The sequence below is a fragment of the Pseudomonas sp. p99-361 genome, from assembly GCF_003935475.1.
GTDB lineage: Bacteria > Pseudomonadota > Gammaproteobacteria > Pseudomonadales > Pseudomonadaceae > Aquipseudomonas > Aquipseudomonas juntendi.
Genome location: NZ_RHQO01000040.1, coordinates 1 through 18,412, shown reverse-complemented (window position 1 = coordinate 18,412; position 18,412 = coordinate 1). Strand labels below are relative to the sequence as shown.

Sequence of the window (18,412 nt, the reverse complement as noted above, 5' to 3'; positions counted from 1 at the left end):
TCAGCGGATGTGTGCAAGCACACCTTGCAACTCGTCAAGCGAGTTGTAGCGAATAACCAATTGGCCTTTGCCCTTGTTGCCGTGGCGAATCTGCACAGCCGAGCCCAGGCGCTCTGCGAGCCGCTGTTCAAGGCGCGCGATATCCGGATCAGGTTTGCCCGGTTCGGCCGGTTCAGGCTTGTCGCTGAGCCACTGGCGAACCAGTGCTTCAGTTTGGCGCACGGTGAGACCACGTGCGACAACATGACGCGCCCCCTCTTCCTGGCGATTCTCATCCAACCCGAGCAATGCGCGGGCGTGACCCATTTCCAGGTCGCCGTGGGCGAGCATGGTCTTGATCGCCTCTGGCAAGGTAATCAGGCGCAGCAGGTTGGCCACGGTGACCCGCGACTTGCCGACCGCATCGGCCACCTGTTGCTGAGTCAGTTCGAACTCCTGCTGCAGCCGCTGCAGGGCCAGCGCCTCTTCCAGCGGGTTGAGGTCTTCACGCTGGATGTTCTCGATCAGTGCCATGGCGATGGCGGCCTCGTCGGCCACTTCGCGGACCATGGCCGGGATGGTGTCCAGGCCGGCCTGCTGGGTGGCACGCCAACGGCGCTCACCGGCAATGATCTCGTAGCGGTTATCGCCGATCGGGCGCACCACGATCGGTTGCATCACCCCATGGTTGCGAATCGAGTGGGCAAGTTCTTCCAGCGCCTGTGGGTCCATGTCCCGGCGTGGCTGATATTTGCCACGCTGGATCAGTTCGACCGGCAGGTGCTGAAGCTCCTTCTGGTCGATCTTCACAGCCTGCTCTTCGAGCGCGCTCACGGTAGGACCACTGAGCAGTGCATCCAACCCACGTCCGAGACCCCGTTTCTTGACGGCCATACGGATTCCTTAAGTTGTCTGTGCAGTGCGCGACTGACGGCGTTGCCGGCGAACCAGTTCCCCAGCCAGCGCCAGATAAGCCAGGGCGCCACGCGATTGCTTGTCGTAGGCCAGGGCCGGCATGCCGAAGCTGGGCGCCTCGGCCAGGCGAATGTTGCGCGGAATGACCGTGTCGTAAAGCTGGGGCCCGAAGTGCTCCTTGAGCTGGGCCGACACATCGTTGTTCAGGCTCAGGCGGGGATCGTACATGGTCCGCAGCAAGCCCTCGATCTTCAGCTCCGGGTTCAGCCGGGCAGCGATGCGCTTGATGTTATCCACAAGGTCACTGAGACCCTCCAGTGCGTAGTACTCGCACTGCATGGGGATGATCACGCCATCGGCTGCGACCAGGGCGTTGAGCGTAAGCATCGACAGCGACGGCGGGCAATCGATCAGGATGTAGTCGTAGTTGTCACGGATGGGCGCCAGCGCGTTGCGCAGGCGGCTTTCCTTGACCTGCATTTCCAGCAGCACCACTTCGGCGGCGGTCAGGTCGCGGTTGGCCGGCAGCAACTGAAAACCACCGTGCTCGGAGTAATGCATGGCCTGGGCCAGGTCGCACTCCCCGATCAGCAGGTCGTAGACCGAGTGCTCGAGTTCGTGTTTGTCCACACCGCTGCCCATGGTGGCGTTGCCCTGCGGATCGAGGTCGATCAGCAGCACACGACGCTTGGTTGCGGCCAGCGAGGCGGCGAGATTGATACAGGTGGTGGTCTTGCCTACACCACCTTTCTGGTTCGCGATTGCGAATACCTTAGCCATTGATGCGCGTGTTCCCAGTCATGCCTTGCGGCGCAGTATCAGCAGATGGCGCTGGCCCTGGCAACCTGGAACGGTCAGGGCCTGTTCGCTTTCCACTGTGAAGTCTGCGGGCAATGCTACCAGTTCATCGGCAGGATGCAGCCCCTTCATTGCAAGCCATTGCGTCCCGGTGTCGCCCAGGTGGCGGGTCCAGTTGGTGAAGTTCTCCATGCTGCTGAAGGCACGGGAGATGATCCCATCGAACGGTTGTGCAGGTTGGAACGCCTCGACCCGGCTGTGGATAACCGTGAGGTTGTCTAGCTTGAGTTCCATTTTCACCTGGGTCAGGAAGCGGGTTTTCTTGCCATTGGCATCGAGCACGGTCACCCGCTTGTGCGGGTGCAGGATAGCCAAAGGAATACCAGGCATGCCACCACCACTCCCGACATCCAGCCAGTTGTCCCGCGCGCTGTGGATAAACGCCATGACGCTCAGACTGTCGAGCAGATGCCGCGAAACCATCTCGTCTGGGTCGCGCACGGCGGTCAGGTTGTAGGCTTTGTTCCATTTGATCAACAAGGCCAGGTAGCCGAGCAGTTTTTCATGCTGCTCGGCACTCAGTTCTACACCAAGCTGCCGCGCGCCTGTGGACAACTCTTCAGCATGTTGCGGGGTAACCAGGGCACTCAAGCGCTTTGCTCCAATTCGCGGCCAGCGCCGCGTTTTTTCAAGTGAATCAGCAACAGGGAAATCGCCGCCGGGGTCACGCCTGGAATGCGCGATGCCTGGCCCAGGGTTTCCGGGCGGGTCTGGCCCAGCTTGCCCTGGATCTCCTTCGACAGACCGGAAATGGTCGTGTAATCGATATCCACAGGCAACCGGGTGTCCTCGCTGGCACGTAGGCGAGCGATCTCATCCTGCTGGCGATCGATGTAACCGGCGTACTTGGTGCGAATCTCGACCTGTTCGGCGACCTGTGGATCGATTGCCTCACCGCCGGTGGCCTCGATCAGGCCGGCGTAGTCGATTTCCGGGCGGGCCAGAAGGTTGAGCAAGCTGTACTCGTGGCTGAGCGGCGTGCCGAACTTATCCACAATGGCTTGGCCTTGTTCGGTATTGGGTCGTACCCAGGTCGACTTCAGGCGCTGCTCCTCGCGCTCGATACCGTCGCGCTTGGCGCAGAAGGCCGCCCAGCGCTGGTCATCGATCAGGCCCAGTTCACGGCCCTTTTCGGTCAGACGCAGGTCGGCGTTGTCTTCGCGCAGAATCAGCCGGTACTCGGCACGCGACGTAAACATACGGTACGGCTCCTGGGTGCCCAGGGTAATCAGGTCGTCGACCAGTACGCCGATGTAGGCCTCGTCACGGCGAGGGCACCAGCTGTCACGGCCTTGTGCCCGCAGCGCGGCGTTGGTCCCGGCCAGCAGGCCCTGGGCGCCGGCTTCTTCGTAACCGGTGGTGCCATTGATCTGGCCGGCGAAGAACAAGCCGCCGATGACTTTGGTCTCGAGGCTGTACTTGAGGTCACGCGGGTCGAAGTAGTCGTACTCGATGGCATAGCCAGGGCGCACGATGTGGGCGTTTTCCATGCCACGGATTGAACGGACCAGTTCCAGCTGCACGTCGAACGGCAGCGACGTGGAAATACCGTTCGGGTACAGCTCATGGGTGGTCAAGCCCTCGGGCTCGATGAACACCTGGTGGCTTTCCTTGTCGGCGAACCGGTGGATCTTGTCTTCGATCGATGGGCAGTAGCGCGGGCCCACACCCTCGATCACGCCCGAATACATGGGCGAGCGGTCGAGGTTCGAGGCAATGATCTCGTGGGTACGCGCGTTGGTATGGGTAATCCAGCAACTGACCTGGCGCGGGTGCATTTCGGCATTGCCCATGAACGACATCACCGGTATGGGCGTATCGCCTGGTTGCTCGGTCATGACCGAAAAATCCACCGAACGACCGTCGATACGTGGTGGCGTACCCGTTTTCAAGCGGCCCACGCGCAGTGGTAGCTCGCGCATACGGTGTGCCAGCGCGATCGAAGGCGGATCACCGGCACGACCACCTGAATGGTTTTGCAAGCCGATGTGGATCAGGCCGCCAAGGAAGGTACCGGTGGTCAGTACCACCGATTCGGCAAAGAAACGCAGACCCATCTGGGTCACCACGCCTTTGACCTGATCCTGCTCGACGATCAGGTCATCGCAGGACTGCTGGAATATCCACAGGTTTGGCTGGTTCTCCAGGATTTCACGAACCACCGCCTTGTAGATGGCGCGGTCGGCCTGGGCACGGGTTGCCCGTACAGCTGGACCTTTGCGGTTATTCAGAACGCGGAACTGGATGCCGCTCTTGTCGGTAGCCAACGCCATGGCGCCGCCAAGGGCATCGATCTCTTTGACCAGATGGCTTTTGCCGATACCGCCGATAGCGGGGTTGCAGCTCATGTGACCGAGGGTTTCCACGTTATGGGTCAACAGCAGGGTTTTCACACCCATGCGTGCTGACGCAAGCGCAGCCTCGGTACCGGCATGGCCGCCGCCGATGACGATCACTTCAAAACGGGAAGGGAAATCCACCACGCACCTCGTGCCTGTTTTTGCGAATAGAGAAGGTAAGCCGACAAGTATAGGGACTTACCCCCCCTTAAAGAAACCGTCTGAGCAAATTTTGACCAGTCTGTGGATGAGTGGCACACAACAGAAATCAAAGAAGAGAATTTTATAAAAGCTTTGTTTTTATGTTTATTCTTATGCACAGCCTTATCTGTGGATAAACCTTCGCAGGCGTTGAATTACGTCATGTACAGAGAAATTAAACCCTGTGGTTGGAGTGGCCTGAGGGGTATGGATAACGTGATTTAGCCTGTGGATTAAATGCCTGTTTACCCACAGGGGGTTTTGTCCTCAGAAAAAAAGCATGCTTATCAACGGAGCTGAAGGCGGGTTTTCCACAGGGCTCCTGATCGCATTTCCAATGCTTGTGTTTGAAAAATTGTGAGCCTGCACTGGCCTTCTGGCAGGTAAACCCGTTCCCAAAGGAGGGCGGAACAAGCATGGCAAGCAGGAAGCTTGTGGGTGCTGGCAGGCCGGCACGGCAGATGCGTGAATTCCAGGCAAAAAAAAGCCGCTCCCGAAGAAGCGGCCATTGGCAGTGCCCGGCTGTGGATTATTTGCCAATACAGAAGCTGGAGAAGATCCGCCCCAGCAAATCATCCGAACTGAATGCCCCGGTGATCTCGCCCAGCGCATGCTGGGCCTGACGCAGGTCTTCCGCCAACAGCTCTCCCGCGCCCGCCAGGGTCAGTTGTGCGCGGCCATGCTCCAAGTGCTCACTGGCCTGGCGCAACGCTTCCAGGTGGCGCCTGCGGGCGCTGAAACCGCTCTCGGCAGTCTGTTCATAACCCATGCAGGCCTTCAGGTGGTCGCGTAGCAGCTGCAGGCCTGCGTCATTGCCCTTGGCGCTGAGGGTGATCGTGACGTGGCCATCATCGCTTTGTTCCAGCCCTACCCGCTCGCCACTCAGGTCTGCCTTGTTACGGATCAGCGTAACCTTCGCCGGGTTTGGCCGCTGGTCGAGAAACTCTGGCCACAGGGCAAACGGGTCGCTGGCTTCGGGCGCTGTGGAGTCGACCACCAGCAATACCCGGTCAGCCTCGCCAATGGCCTTCAGCGCCCGTTCCACACCAATCTTTTCCACATGGTCATCGGTGGCCCGCAACCCGGCGGTGTCCACCACATGCAGCGGCATGCCATCAATGTGGATATGTTCGCGCAAAATATCCCGTGTGGTGCCGGCAATGTCGGTGACGATCGCCGCTTCGCGCCCGGCCAGCTGGTTCAGCAGGCTGGATTTACCGGCATTGGGCCTGCCGGCGATAACCACCGTCATGCCGTCGCGCAGCAATGCACCCTGCCCGGCCTCGCGCTGCACGGTGGATAACTCTCGGCGTACGGTATCGAGCATCGAAAGCACGTGCCCGTCGGCGAGGAAGTCGATCTCTTCTTCAGGGAAGTCGATCGCTGCCTCGACGTAGATGCGCAATGCGATCAACGCCTCGGTCAAACCATGCACACGCTTGGAGAACTCGCCCTGTAGCGAGCGCAGGGCGTTGCGGGCCGCCTGGCTGGAGCTGGCCTCGATCAGGTCGGCAATGGCTTCGGCCTGCGCCAGGTCGAGCTTGTCGTTGAGGAATGCGCGCTCGCTGAACTCACCTGGGCGGGCCAGCCGACAGCCAACTTGTACACAGCGCTGCAGCAGCATGTCCAGCACCACCGGGCCACCGTGGCCCTGCAGCTCAAGCACGTCCTCGCCGGTGAACGAATTGGGCCCGGGGAAGAACAACGCGATGCCTTCGTCCAGTACCAGCCCGTCCTCATCGCGGAAGGGGCCGTAATGGGCGTGGCGCGGGGTAAGCGTACGGCCGGTGATCAATTGCCCAGCCTTGGCGGCCAGGGGCCCGGACAACCTGACAATCCCCACCCCGCCGCGGCCCTGGGCGGTGGCGATGGCTGCGATGGTTTCACGCACAATGTTCATGCTCGAAAGCCTCTACGACAACAACGACAGATAGCAAAAACGCCCCACTAGGGGGCGTTTTTATTCACAGGCTAGCGTAGCAGCCCGTCAGGCAGCAGCTTTTTTCGTGGCTGCTTCGATGCGACGTGTGATGTACCACTGCTGCGAAATCGACAAGCAGTTGTTCACAACCCAGTACAGCACCAGACCCGCTGGGAACCACAGGAAGAAGAAGGTGAAGATGATCGGCATCATTTTCATCACCTTGGCCTGCATCGGATCCGGCGGCGTTGGGTTCAGGCGTTGCTGGATGAACATGGTGGCGCCCATGATGATCGGCAGGATGAAGAACGGATCCTTGATCGACAGGTCGGTAATCCACAGCATCCATGGCGCCTGGCGCATTTCAACGCTTTCCAGCAGCACCCAGTACAGGGCCAGGAACACCGGCATCTGCACCAGGATCGGCAGGCAGCCGCCCAACGGGTTGATCTTCTCTTTCTTGTACAGCTCCATCATCGCCTGGGACATCTTCTGGCGATCATCACCGAAGCGCTCTTTCAACGCGGCGAGTTTCGGTGCAACGGCACGCATGCGCGCCATGGAACGGTAGCTGGCAGCCGACAACGGGAAGAACAGGCCTTTGATCAGCATGGTCAGCACGATGATCGACCAGCCCCAGTTGCCCAGCAGGCTGTGGATATGTTGCAGCAGCCAGAAGATCGGCTGGGCGATGAACCACAGGAAGCCGTAGTCGACGGTCAGTTCCAGGCCTGGGGACAATTCCTTGAGCTTGGACTGGATCTTCGGACCGGCATACAGCATGGCGCTGGTTTCAACCTTGCCACCGGCAGGTACGTTCAGTGCCGGGCCGGTGTAGCCGATGATGTAGTTGCCCTGGCTGTCCTTGCGCGTCTGAACAACGTTGTTGTCCGACTTGGCCGGGATCCACGCGGTCACGAAGTAGTGCTGCAGCCAGGCTACCCAGCCACCAGACACATTTTCTTTCAAATTGCCCTTGTCCATGTCCTTCATCGAGACCTTTTTGTAAGGCTCGGAAGCTGTCCACAGGGCTGCACCCAGGTAGGTGGCGGTGCCGGTCGCAGTGCTCGAAGACGGATCGCCGCTGGCGTCACGCTTGAGCTGGGCAAACATGTTGCCGCTCCACGGCTGGCTGCTCTGGTTGTCGATCAGGTAGCTGACATTCAGGTCGTACTCACCGCGCTTGAAGCTGAAGCGCTTGATGTAGTTGACGCCGTTGTCGCTGAACTTCAGGTCGACCACCAGTTGCTGCTGGCCGTCAGCCAGTTGGTAGCTTTTCTGCTCGGCGGCATACAGTGGGCGGCCGCTGGCGCGGGCATCCGGGCCGTTGGCGCCGGTCAGGCCACTTTGTGCCAGGTAGACACGCTCACCACCATTGTCGAACAACTGGAACGGGATGTCCGGGTGGTCCTGGCGGCGGGGGTATTTCGGCAGGTTCAGCTGGACGATGTCACCACCAACCGGGTCGATAGCCAGCTCAAGGACGTCGGTCTTGACGCGGATCAGGTCCTTGCTGAGTGCGACCGGTGCCAGTTCGGCAGGGCTGGAGTCGGCGTTGGCGCTCGGTACATCGGCGCTGGCACCGTTGTTACCGGCCGGCACGCCATCGGGCAAGCCCGGCGCAACAGTGCTGGCAGCAGTATTCTGAGTCGGCAAGGCAGCTTGGCCGTAGTCATCGTTCCACTTCAGGACCATGACGTAGGACACGACTGCCAGCGCGGCGATCAGGATCGTGCGTTTAATATCCATGATTACTCGGCTATCGAAGAAGTTCGGGAGGAAGGAGCGGGTGGAACGGGGTCGAAACCGCCTGCATTCCACGGATGACAACGCCCCAGGCGACGAACAGCCAGCCACCCACCACGCCACAAGCCATGATTTTCGATGGCTTCGTAGGCGTAACAGGAGCAGCTGGGGAAGAAACGACAGTGGCTGGCCATCAGAGGACTAATGGCGTAACGGTAAAACTGGATCGGAACGAGCGCCAGTTTACGCATCTTGGCTGTCTACCCCTGCGCAATTGGCGGTGACTACTGGTGCTGGGCGGGAGCGAGCCAGGCGTTTCCAGAGTTTGCCAAAGTGTTGGTGCAATTCCGGGTTTTCTACTTCACCCAATCCCTTGCGCGCGACGATCACGATGTCCAGGCCGGCGAGTAACTGCTGGTTCAGACGAAAGGAATCGCGCATCAAGCGCTTGAGGCGATTGCGTTGAACGGCGAGTTTGACGCTTTTCTTGCCGATCACCAGGCCCAGCCGTGGGTGATCGAGGCCGTTCTCGCGAGCAAGGATAAGCAGGTTTTTCCCTGGAACCTTGCCGGTTGGGGAGTCGAAGACCGCTTTGAAATGCCGGGGTGTAAGCAGTCGCTTTTCCCGACTGAAGTCCTGACTCACCACCTGTGCCGAAAAATCAAATGGCCAGACGCTTACGGCCTTTGGCACGACGACGCGACAGAACAGCGCGGCCGTTCTTGGTAGCCATACGGGCACGGAAACCGTGAGTGCGCGCGCGCTTGATGGTGCTTGGTTGGAAAGTACGTTTCATGGCGTGTTACCTGGTTTGTCGACGACGGGCCGGGATGGCCCCCTTTTTACGAGACCGGCGATTCTAGAGAAAGCAAGCCCGTAGGTCAATTTCCAACCAGTCTTTCCCTATAGAGCATGTGATGGACGGCAACTGCTCGGCCATGACCCCCAGGGTGCTTGATCGAAGGTACGCCTTGGGGACAACATGAAAAAAAGAAGAGAGATATAAAAAGCTTTTCTGATAAACCTATAAAGCTTAGGTGGATAACTTTCTGTGGATAACCTACTTCAGGCCACTGTTGATGGGATATACAGCGTTTCATAAGTATGTTGTGAACCCGTGCTGCGCTTGTTTCGTAGGTGGTCGCAACCTGTGGATTAAATAGTCTGTTATGCACAGGTGAATTATCCACAGGCTGGAACCCAGGGTTGTGCATAGCCCTCATGGCTGGTTATCCACAGGGCTTATCAACACCGCCTTCATGCCAATCTGGTCGATAAATGGCTGATTTGTCATGGTTACTCATGTGTCCACATGTGGATAACTGGACGCTCGACCGGTACAATGGCGGTTTGTTTTTGCCTCATCCGGCTTTCAAACTCAGGGGATATCCGTGTCAGTGGAACTTTGGCAGCAGTGCGTGGAGCTTCTGCGCGATGAACTGCCTGCCCAGCAATTCAACACCTGGATCCGTCCGCTACAGGTCGAAGCCGAAGGCGACGAGTTGCGCGTCTATGCGCCTAACCGTTTCGTTCTCGATTGGGTCAATGAAAAGTACCTGGGCCGCTTGCTCGAATTGTTGGGAGAGAACGGCAGCGGCATAGCACCTGCCCTTTCCTTATTAATAGGCAGCCGCCGCAGCTCGGCCCCGCGCGCCGCGCCCAACGCGCCGGTCAGTGCTGCGGTCGCCGCTTCACAGGCGCAGACTCAGGCCAAAAGCCAGACCCTCAAGGCTGCGCCTGCTGCGGCCACACTCGAACCTGCAGCAGTAACGGTTACCGAATCTGTGCCGATGGATGAAATGGCCGAGCCGTCTTCGCGCGACAGCTTCGATGCCATGGCTGAGCCGGCCGCTGCGCCAGCCACCAGTGGCAGGGCCGAACAGCGCACCGTACAGGTTGAAGGTGCGCTCAAGCACACCAGCTATCTGAACCGAACCTTCACCTTCGATACCTTTGTCGAGGGTAAGTCGAACCAGCTGGCGCGCGCAGCGGCCTGGCAGGTCGCAGACAACCCCAAGCATGGCTACAACCCGTTGTTCCTTTATGGCGGAGTGGGTCTGGGTAAAACCCACCTTATGCATGCTGTGGGTAACCACCTGCTGAAGAAAAACCCGAACGCCAAGGTTGTGTACCTGCATTCGGAGCGCTTCGTCGCAGACATGGTCAAGGCGCTGCAGCTCAATGCCATCAACGAATTCAAGCGTTTCTACCGTTCGGTAGATGCGCTGCTGATTGACGATATCCAGTTCTTTGCCCGCAAGGAGCGCTCCCAGGAAGAATTCTTCCACACCTTCAACGCGCTGCTTGAGGGTGGCCAGCAGGTCATCCTGACCTCCGACCGCTACCCCAAAGAGATCGAAGGCCTGGAAGAGCGCTTGAAGTCGCGCTTTGGCTGGGGCCTCACGGTTGCCGTAGAGCCGCCAGAGCTGGAGACGCGTGTAGCCATCCTCATGAAGAAGGCTGACCAGGCCAAGGTCGAACTGCCGCATGATGCAGCGTTCTTCATCGCCCAGCGTATCCGTTCCAACGTTCGCGAACTGGAAGGTGCGCTGAAGCGGGTGATCGCTCACTCGCATTTCATGGGGCGCGATATCACCATCGAGCTGATCCGCGAATCGCTGAAGGACCTTCTGGCCCTGCAGGACAAGCTGGTCAGTGTGGATAACATTCAGCGTACCGTCGCCGAATACTACAAGATCAAGATCTCCGATTTGCTGTCCAAGCGACGCTCGCGTTCCGTGGCGCGCCCTCGCCAGGTGGCCATGGCGCTGTCCAAAGAGCTGACCAACCATAGCTTGCCGGAAATCGGCGACATGTTTGGCGGGCGCGACCATACGACCGTGCTGCACGCCTGTCGCAAGATCAACGAATTGAAGGAATCCGACGCGGATATCCGCGAGGACTACAAGAACCTGCTGCGAACGCTGACGACCTGATGGCCGTGTGCGCAGCTAATTGAAGGCAAGGGACTAGACCATGCATTTCACCATTCAACGCGAAGCCCTGTTGAAACCCCTGCAACTGGTCGCCGGTGTCGTCGAGCGCCGTCAGACCTTGCCGGTCCTGTCCAACGTGTTGCTGGTCGTGCAAGGCCAGCAACTGTCGTTGACCGGTACCGACCTGGAAGTCGAACTGGTAGGCCGCGTGCAACTGGAAGAGCCGGCTGAGCCTGGCGAGATCACTGTCCCGGCGCGCAAGCTGATGGACATCTGCAAAAGCCTGCCCAATGACGCCCTGATCGATATCAAAGTCGACGAGCAGAAACTGTTGCTCAAGGCCGGCCGTAGCCGTTTCACCTTGTCCACCCTGCCTGCCAACGACTTCCCCACAGTGGAAGAAGGCCCGGGTTCGCTGACCTGCAACCTGGAGCAGAGCAAGCTGCGCCGCTTGATCGAGCGTACCAGCTTCGCCATGGCTCAGCAGGATGTGCGCTACTACCTCAACGGCATGCTGCTTGAGGTTTCCCGCAACACCCTGCGTGCAGTGTCTACCGACGGTCACCGCCTGGCCCTGTGCTCCATGACGGCGCCCATCGAGCAAGACGACCGTCACCAGGTCATCGTGCCCCGCAAAGGTATCCTGGAGTTGGCGCGCTTGCTGACCGATCCAGAAGGCATGGTCAGCATCGTGCTCGGCCAGCACCACATTCGCGCGACCACTGGCGAGTTCACCTTTACCTCCAAGCTGGTAGACGGCAAATTCCCCGACTATGAGCGCGTATTGCCCAAAGGCGGCGACAAGGTGGTGGTTGGCGATCGTCAGGCGTTGCGTGAGGCATTCAGCCGTACCGCGATTCTTTCCAACGAGAAGTACCGCGGTATTCGCCTGCAGCTGGCTGCTGGCCAATTGAAGATTCAGGCCAATAACCCCGAGCAGGAAGAGGCGGAAGAAGAAATCAGTGTGGACTACGATGGTAGCTCGCTGGAAATCGGCTTCAACGTCAGCTACCTGCTGGATGTGCTGGGCGTGATGACCACTGAGCAAGTTCGTCTGATCCTGTCTGACTCCAACAGCAGTGCGCTGCTGCAGGAAGCCGGGAATGATGATTCTTCCTACGTTGTCATGCCGATGCGCCTGTAACCTGTAGCAGGCGACATGTCTCTTCGACGTATCATGGTCACCGCGGTGCGCAACCTGCACCCGGTGACGCTCTCACCCTCCCCCCGCATCAATATCCTTTACGGCGCCAACGGCAGTGGCAAGACCAGTGTGCTGGAAGCCGTGCATTTACTTGGATTAGCGCGCTCATTCCGCAGCACCCGTTTGAACCCGGTCATACAGTACGAACAGGCTGCCTGTACCGTGTTTGGTGAGGTGCAATTGACGGAGGGCGGCACCAGTAACCTCGGTGTGTCCCGCGAGCGCCAGGGGGACTTTACCATTCGCATCGATGGGCAGAACGCCCGTAGCGCTGCGCAGTTGGCAGAGCTGCTGCCGTTGCAGCTCATCAACCCGGACAGCTTTCGGCTGCTAGAGGGCGCACCAAAAATTCGTCGCCAGTTCCTGGATTGGGGAGTGTTCCACGTGGAACCTCGCTTCCTACCCGCTTGGCAACGGCTGCAGAAGGCGCTGCGGCAGCGGAACTCATGGTTGCGGCATGGTACACTTGACCCAGCTTCGCAAGCCGCCTGGGACCGGGAACTGTGCCTGGCCAGTGCGGAAATAGATGAATACCGTCGCAACTATATCAAGGCCTTGAAGCCCGTCTTCGAGCGAACCCTGAGCGAACTGGTCGAACTGGACGGGTTGACCCTGAGCTACTATCGAGGCTGGGACAAGGACCGGGAACTGCAAGAAGTACTCGCCTCCTCTCTCCTTCGCGATCAGCAGATAGGCCATACCCAAGCCGGTCCGCAGCGCGCTGATTTGCGTCTTCGCCTGGCTGCCAATAATGCAGCCGACATTTTGTCGCGTGGTCAACAAAAGCTCGTGGTGTGCGCACTGCGCATTGCCCAAGGCCACCTCGTCAGCCAGGCTCGCCGCGGTCACTGTATTTATCTCGTGGATGACTTGCCGTCCGAACTCGACGACCAGCACCGCCGCGCTCTGTGCCGCTTGCTTGAAGAATTACGCTGCCAGGTGTTCATCACCTGTGTAGATCACGAATTACTGAGGGAAGGCTGGCAGACGGAAACGCCAGTTGCTTTGTTCCACGTGGAACAAGGCCGTATCACCCAGACCCACGACCATCGGGAGTGAAGGCATGAGCGAAAATCAAACGTACGACTCCTCCAGCATCAAGGTGCTGAAAGGTTTGGATGCCGTACGCAAGCGTCCCGGCATGTACATTGGCGACACCGATGATGGTAGCGGCCTGCACCACATGGTCTTCGAAGTGGTCGACAACTCGATCGACGAAGCCCTCGCCGGTCACTGCGATGACATCACTGTCATTATTCACCCGGACGAATCCATCAGTGTTCGCGACAACGGTCGCGGCATTCCGGTCGATGTGCATAAAGAAGAAGGTGTTTCCGCCGCTGAGGTCATCATGACCGTCCTGCACGCCGGCGGTAAGTTTGACGATAACTCCTATAAGGTCTCCGGCGGTTTGCACGGTGTTGGGGTTTCGGTTGTAAACGCCCTCTCCGAGAAGCTGGTATTGACCGTTCGCCGCAGCGGCAAGATCTGGGAACAGACCTACGTTCATGGTGTTCCACAAGCGCCGATGGCGGTTGTGGGTGACAGCGAAACCACGGGCACCCATATCCATTTCAAGCCTTCGGCTGAAACCTTCAAGAACATCCATTTCAGCTGGGACATCCTGGCCAAGCGGATTCGCGAACTGTCGTTCCTCAACTCGGGCGTCGGCATTCTGCTGAAGGACGAACGCAGTGGTAAGGAAGAGTTCTTCAAATACGAAGGTGGCCTGCGAGCGTTCGTTGAGTACCTGAACACCAACAAGACTCCGGTCAACAACCAGGTGTTCCACTTCAATGTGCAGCGCGAGGATGGCGTCGGCGTTGAAGTTGCCCTGCAATGGAATGACAGCTTCAACGAAAACCTGCTGTGCTTCACCAACAACATTCCGCAGCGTGATGGTGGTACCCACCTGGTGGGCTTCCGTTCCTCGCTGACCCGTAGCCTTAACAACTACATCGAGCAGGAAGGTCTGGCGAAGAAGAACAAGGTAGCCACCACTGGCGACGATGCCCGTGAAGGCCTGACCGCGATCATTTCGGTGAAGGTCCCGGACCCTAAGTTCAGCTCACAGACCAAAGACAAGTTGGTTTCCTCGGAGGTGAAAACCGCCGTTGAGCAGGAAATGAACAAGTATTTTGCCGATTTCCTGCTGGAGAACCCCAACGAGGCCAAGGCCGTCGTTGGCAAGATGATCGACGCTGCGCGTGCTCGGGAAGCGGCCCGCAAAGCCCGTGAAATGACCCGTCGCAAGGGCGCGTTGGACATTGCCGGCTTGCCGGGCAAATTGGCGGACTGCCAGGAAAAGGACCCTGCCCTTTCTGAGCTGTACCTGGTGGAGGGTGACTCCGCAGGTGGCTCCGCCAAGCAGGGCCGTAACCGCCGTACCCAGGCGATCTTGCCGCTGAAGGGGAAGATCCTCAACGTCGAGAAGGCGCGCTTCGACAAGATGATCTCGTCCCAGGAAGTAGGCACGCTGATCACGGCGCTGGGGTGTGGCATTGGCCGCGAAGAGTACAACATCGATAAATTGCGTTATCACAACATCATCATCATGACCGATGCTGACGTTGACGGTTCGCACATCCGTACCTTGTTGCTGACCTTCTTCTTCCGCCAATTGCCGGAGCTTGTGGAGCGCGGCTACATCTACATTGCTCAGCCGCCGCTGTACAAGGTCAAGCGAGGTAAGCAGGAGCAGTACATCAAAGACGACGAGGCCATGGAAGAGTACATGACCCAGTCGGCCCTGGAAGATGCCAGCCTGCACCTGGACGAGTCGGCGCCAGCGGTTGCCGGTGTACAACTGGAAAACCTGGTCAACGAATTCCGCGGCGTGATGAAAACGCTCAAGCGTCTGTCGCGCCTGTACCCAGAAAACATCACCGAGCATTTCATCTACCTGCCGGAAGTGACCGTCGAGCAATTGGGCGATCATGCTGCGATGCAAGCCTGGCTGGTGAAGTTCCAGGCGCGCCTGAGCAACAGCCAGAAGTCCGGTCTTGCTTATCAGGCCAGCCTGCGCGAAGACAAAGAGCGCAATGTGTGGCTGCCGGAAGTGGAAGTGACCTCCCACGGCCTGGCCAGCTACGTCACGTTCAACCGCGACTTCTTTGGCAGCAACGACTACCGTACGGTGGTGAAGCTGGGGGCCAACCTTTCTACCCTGCTGGGCGAAGGGGCTTATGTGCAGCGCGGCGAGCGCCGCAAGGCGGTCAGCGAGTTCAAGGAAGCGCTGGACTGGCTGATGAACGAAAGCACCAAGCGGCATACTATCCAGCGATACAAAGGGCTGGGTGAGATGAACCCTGAGCAGCTGTGGGAAACCACCATGGACCCAACCGTGCGCCGTATGCTCAAGGTCACCATCGAAGATGCCATCGCTGCCGACCAGATCTTCAACACCCTGATGGGTGATGCGGTCGAACCACGCCGTGACTTCATCGAGAGCAATGCCCTGTCGGTTTCTAACCTGGACTTCTGACCGGCTGTAGGTTCACAGAAAAGCTGCACGCTTTCACAAATAGATGACCGGCCGGGCTTCAACCATGGCCCCTGTCGGTCACCATCAAGCCCGCCTTCGCGGGCTTTTTTTTGCCTGGAATTCCTGCCGGGGCGCCCTACTCCGCTCATTGGAAAATGATGCAGATGGGGGGATTTGAGGAAGTGATTTGATGGGGCGCTGGAAGTGCTGAGAGGGTCGGCGGGCGGATCTGAGCAGCAGAGAGATTGAGAGGACTTTAAAACTAATATTTGAACACCTTAATAGTTAATTAAGCGTACGTGTTAAGTATTAATTTGAACAATTTAGTATGGAAATGGAATTTGGTGGAAGTTGCCATTTTGGATTTTTTGTAGATTTCGAAGGGATGTTGGAATAAGATCTATGACCAACTTTTCCGCTTTGCACTGAAGATTTTCAGCCAAATCAGCTGTTTGAAGCGAGAGCTTCAGACCTGATCCAAATTGCTCCAGCGATCACGAAGTGGCCGTTTAGAAATAAAGAGAGCAAGCCGATTGCTTTAGATTCTGATCAGTCATGAGAGTCATGACCAATGAGAGAAAAGGAGACCTGAAAATGTAGAAAAACGCGATCAATCCCGAGAGGACTGACCGCGCTTAGCGAAGCAGACTTGCGTCCTCAGAACCCGCAATGTCTGCTTTTTCGAAGCGACTGTCAATCCTCTCCCATTTTTTCGACCTTAGCGAGGTTACTCGACGGCACAGTGTTGCCTGTCGAAAGGCCTCACTTCGCCCGCCCTGCGCCTTGATTTTTTGGCGCAGCGTCGGCGCTCGTTTCGAGATTTTCGGAGGTGTTTCATGACAGTACGAAAGGTGGTCACGCGGCGGTCCAACCATTACCGCGGCTACTTCCCATCGCTCAAAAATAAAAAGCCTGTGCCCTGGGAGTCCCAGCTCGAAGGCGCTCTTTTTCGGCTTCTTGAGCTGTCTCCTGCGGTCATCGGCTACGTCCCGCAGCCCAGTGAGGAACGTGTTCCATCGCTCCAGGGCTACTTCAAATATTACCCAGACGTACAGGTTTTCCTCGCGGATGGGCGCGAGTGGTGGTTTGAAGTGAAGCCTCACGACCGACTGAAGATTGCCAGCGTCAGGCAGCGACTGGATGCCGCTGAGCGCTACTTCAACGCCACTGCCCGTAACTTTTCGGTGATCACTGAAAAGTTAATTGAAGCTGAACCCCTGGCTACCAATCTTAGAAGGCTGATGTATCACCGGCGCGGTCCAGAGCTTTCGCATCAGGCGTTGGAGGAGGTAATGGCGACCTTCAACGAATGGCCGCCTATGACCGTTGCAGATCTGCTCTACGTGGTTGGTGAGGGGAAAGCCTGGCGCTTGTTAGGCCTTGGGGTGGTGGGCATTGACCTTGATAGGTCAATTGACACTGACTCCCCGGTCTTCCTGCAAGGGGGGCACCGTCATGCAAACCTTTTCCCTTAGGGTGAAATTGGTCGTCATCGTTCGTGGCGTACTGATGGTGCTTGAGAAGAGGCTTATTGACCGGAAGCTGCTCTTTTTCGATGAGCTTGGTGAGCCCACGAAGCTATCCGAGAAGGAGTTCTATGAGGCCTACGAGAAGCGCGAGATCGAGATCTCCGCTGATCAGCCATACCTTGGGAGGGTTCCGTATGTGCGGAACGTCCCTCCAGATATTTCATGCTTCCCCAAAAAACATGGAGATGAGGCATTGCGTCGACGCAAGTATCTGGACGACCTAACTAAGCGCGGTAAATACAAGCTACCGGGTGACGAAGACATGATCAAGAAGCTTAGAGATATCGCCAAAAAGATTGGGGATGCGTGCGCACCCTCGGTTTCCACTATTCGACGTTGGGCAGCCAAATACATTGGCCAGAACGTAGTAAAGCTTATCCCTCAGCATGCCAAAAAGGGTCGGGCTGCCGCGATACAGGGAGAGCTCGAAGTTATTCTTGAAGGGGTGATTAATAAAACCTACCTGCAGGATACGATTCCAGCGGTCAGCGTGGTCGTTTCAGAATTCGAGGATCAGATAAAAGAGAGGAACAAAAGTCGTTTGCCTTCGGATCAGCTCAAGATCCCAAGCGGAATGACTGTCCGAAGGTACATCGCCAAGCTGGATCCGTACCTTGTGGATAAGGAGAGGCTCGGAAAACACGCAGCAGACAAGAAGCACCGTGTTGCGGCGGGTGTCCTACGTGTCCATGAGATTTTGGAACGTTGGGAAATTGATCACACCTTGTTGGACGTCCAGCTTGTGGATGAAACCTCGGGGCTGTGCATTGGGCGCCCCTATCTGACGATCGTCCTCGACCGCTTCTCTCGAATGGTGATGGGATATTTGCTCCACCTGTCGGCGCCAAATACGGAAACCGTGCTTCGTGTGATCGAACGCTCAATCCGTCCAAAAGCCGAATTGCTGAAGCGCTTTCCGAAAGTGAGAAATGAATGGTGGGCACGTGGGCTGCCGGCTCGAATAGTCCCAGACAACGCAGCGGAATTTCACGCGGGCGATCTCATCATGGGATTCAACGAGTTGGGTATCGAGATCATGTATCCCGCTTCAAGGGCCCCTCAAAGGAAAGGTGCCGTCGAACGCTTTTTCAGCACACAGAACCTGGGGCTTATCCACAACCTCCCGGGTACCACCTTCTCGAATATCCAGCAGCGTGGCGATTACGACTCGGAGAAGAATGCATGTTTCACGCTCCCTCAATTGGAGGCGGTGGTAGTGAAATGGTGAATCGCCCCTGGTTTTCTAGACACTCTCCAAGCTCAGGAAATAGCGTTTCTCATACTCTACTGGAGACAGCTG

15 protein-coding genes are annotated in these 18,412 nt (G+C 57.8%); 6 read left to right on the top strand and 9 right to left on the bottom strand.

The annotated features are described in order from the left end of the window. From EGJ22_RS17385 to rpmH, 9 genes are all read right to left on the bottom strand, one after another. Positions 1-873 carry a ParB/RepB/Spo0J family partition protein gene (locus EGJ22_RS17385; RefSeq protein WP_009684666.1) on the bottom strand — a complete coding sequence of 291 codons (873 nt, stop codon included), beginning with the start codon at positions 871-873 and terminating at the stop codon, positions 1-3. A 9-nt stretch (positions 874-882) separates the two neighbouring features. Beyond that, positions 883-1,674 (bottom strand): ParA family protein, encoded by a 792-nt coding sequence (locus EGJ22_RS17380; protein WP_009684667.1) that lies wholly within the window; start codon positions 1,672-1,674, stop codon positions 883-885. Positions 1,675-1,692: 18 nt separating this feature from the next. Further along, a complete protein-coding gene (gene rsmG, locus EGJ22_RS17375) occupies positions 1,693-2,343 on the bottom strand; it encodes a 16S rRNA (guanine(527)-N(7))-methyltransferase RsmG (RefSeq protein ID WP_009684668.1) in 651 nt (216 codons plus the stop codon). Continuing rightward, the gene (gene mnmG, locus EGJ22_RS17370) at positions 2,340-4,232 is read right to left on the bottom strand and encodes a tRNA uridine-5-carboxymethylaminomethyl(34) synthesis enzyme MnmG (protein ID WP_009684669.1); all 1,893 of its coding nucleotides are present in this window, start codon (positions 4,230-4,232) and stop codon (positions 2,340-2,342) included. Before mnmG ends, rsmG begins: the two co-directional genes overlap by 4 nt. Before the next feature lie 589 nt (positions 4,233-4,821). Next, on the bottom strand, positions 4,822-6,192 hold the full coding sequence (gene mnmE / locus EGJ22_RS17365) for a tRNA uridine-5-carboxymethylaminomethyl(34) synthesis GTPase MnmE (protein ID WP_029886845.1): 1,371 nt from the start codon (positions 6,190-6,192) through the stop codon (positions 4,822-4,824). Between the two features lie 87 nt (positions 6,193-6,279). After that, complete coding sequence (gene yidC, locus EGJ22_RS17360; protein ID WP_009684671.1) at positions 6,280-7,962, bottom strand: membrane protein insertase YidC; 1,683 nt, start codon at positions 7,960-7,962, stop codon at positions 6,280-6,282. Positions 7,963-7,964: 2 nt separating this feature from the next. Beyond that, positions 7,965-8,210, bottom strand: a complete 246-nt coding sequence (gene yidD, locus EGJ22_RS17355) for a membrane protein insertion efficiency factor YidD (RefSeq protein WP_009684672.1) — start codon at positions 8,208-8,210, stop codon at positions 7,965-7,967. Next, on the bottom strand, positions 8,203-8,607 hold the full coding sequence (gene rnpA, locus EGJ22_RS17350; protein ID WP_029886846.1) for a ribonuclease P protein component: 405 nt from the start codon (positions 8,605-8,607) through the stop codon (positions 8,203-8,205). The genes yidD and rnpA overlap by 8 nt, the downstream gene beginning before the upstream one ends. A 13-nt stretch (positions 8,608-8,620) precedes the next feature. Continuing rightward, a complete protein-coding gene (rpmH, locus tag EGJ22_RS17345; protein WP_003253163.1) occupies positions 8,621-8,755 on the bottom strand; it encodes a 50S ribosomal protein L34 in 135 nt (44 codons plus the stop codon). Between the two features lie 595 nt (positions 8,756-9,350). On the opposite strand from rpmH, the gene dnaA reads away from it, so the two are divergent. From dnaA to EGJ22_RS17315, 6 genes are all read left to right on the top strand, one after another. Further along, positions 9,351-10,895, top strand: a complete 1,545-nt coding sequence (dnaA, locus tag EGJ22_RS17340) for a chromosomal replication initiator protein DnaA (RefSeq protein ID WP_029886847.1) — start codon at positions 9,351-9,353, stop codon at positions 10,893-10,895. 40 nt (positions 10,896-10,935) lie between these two features. Further along, the gene (gene dnaN / locus EGJ22_RS17335) at positions 10,936-12,039 is read left to right on the top strand and encodes a DNA polymerase III subunit beta (protein ID WP_029886848.1); all 1,104 of its coding nucleotides are present in this window, start codon (positions 10,936-10,938) and stop codon (positions 12,037-12,039) included. Between the two features lie 15 nt (positions 12,040-12,054). Further along, complete coding sequence (recF, locus tag EGJ22_RS17330) at positions 12,055-13,158, top strand: DNA replication/repair protein RecF (protein ID WP_029886849.1); 1,104 nt, start codon at positions 12,055-12,057, stop codon at positions 13,156-13,158. Between the two features lie 4 nt (positions 13,159-13,162). Then, positions 13,163-15,583, top strand: a complete 2,421-nt coding sequence (gene gyrB, locus EGJ22_RS17325; protein ID WP_029886850.1) for a DNA topoisomerase (ATP-hydrolyzing) subunit B — start codon at positions 13,163-13,165, stop codon at positions 15,581-15,583. 836 nt (positions 15,584-16,419) lie between these two features. After that, positions 16,420-17,058 carry a TnsA endonuclease N-terminal domain-containing protein gene (locus EGJ22_RS17320; protein WP_011953077.1) on the top strand — a complete coding sequence of 213 codons (639 nt, stop codon included), beginning with the start codon at positions 16,420-16,422 and terminating at the stop codon, positions 17,056-17,058. Beyond that, positions 17,039-18,340, top strand: a complete 1,302-nt coding sequence (locus EGJ22_RS17315) for a transposase family protein (protein WP_256671869.1) — start codon at positions 17,039-17,041, stop codon at positions 18,338-18,340. The genes EGJ22_RS17320 and EGJ22_RS17315 overlap by 20 nt, the downstream gene beginning before the upstream one ends. Positions 18,341-18,412 lie beyond the last annotated feature (72 nt).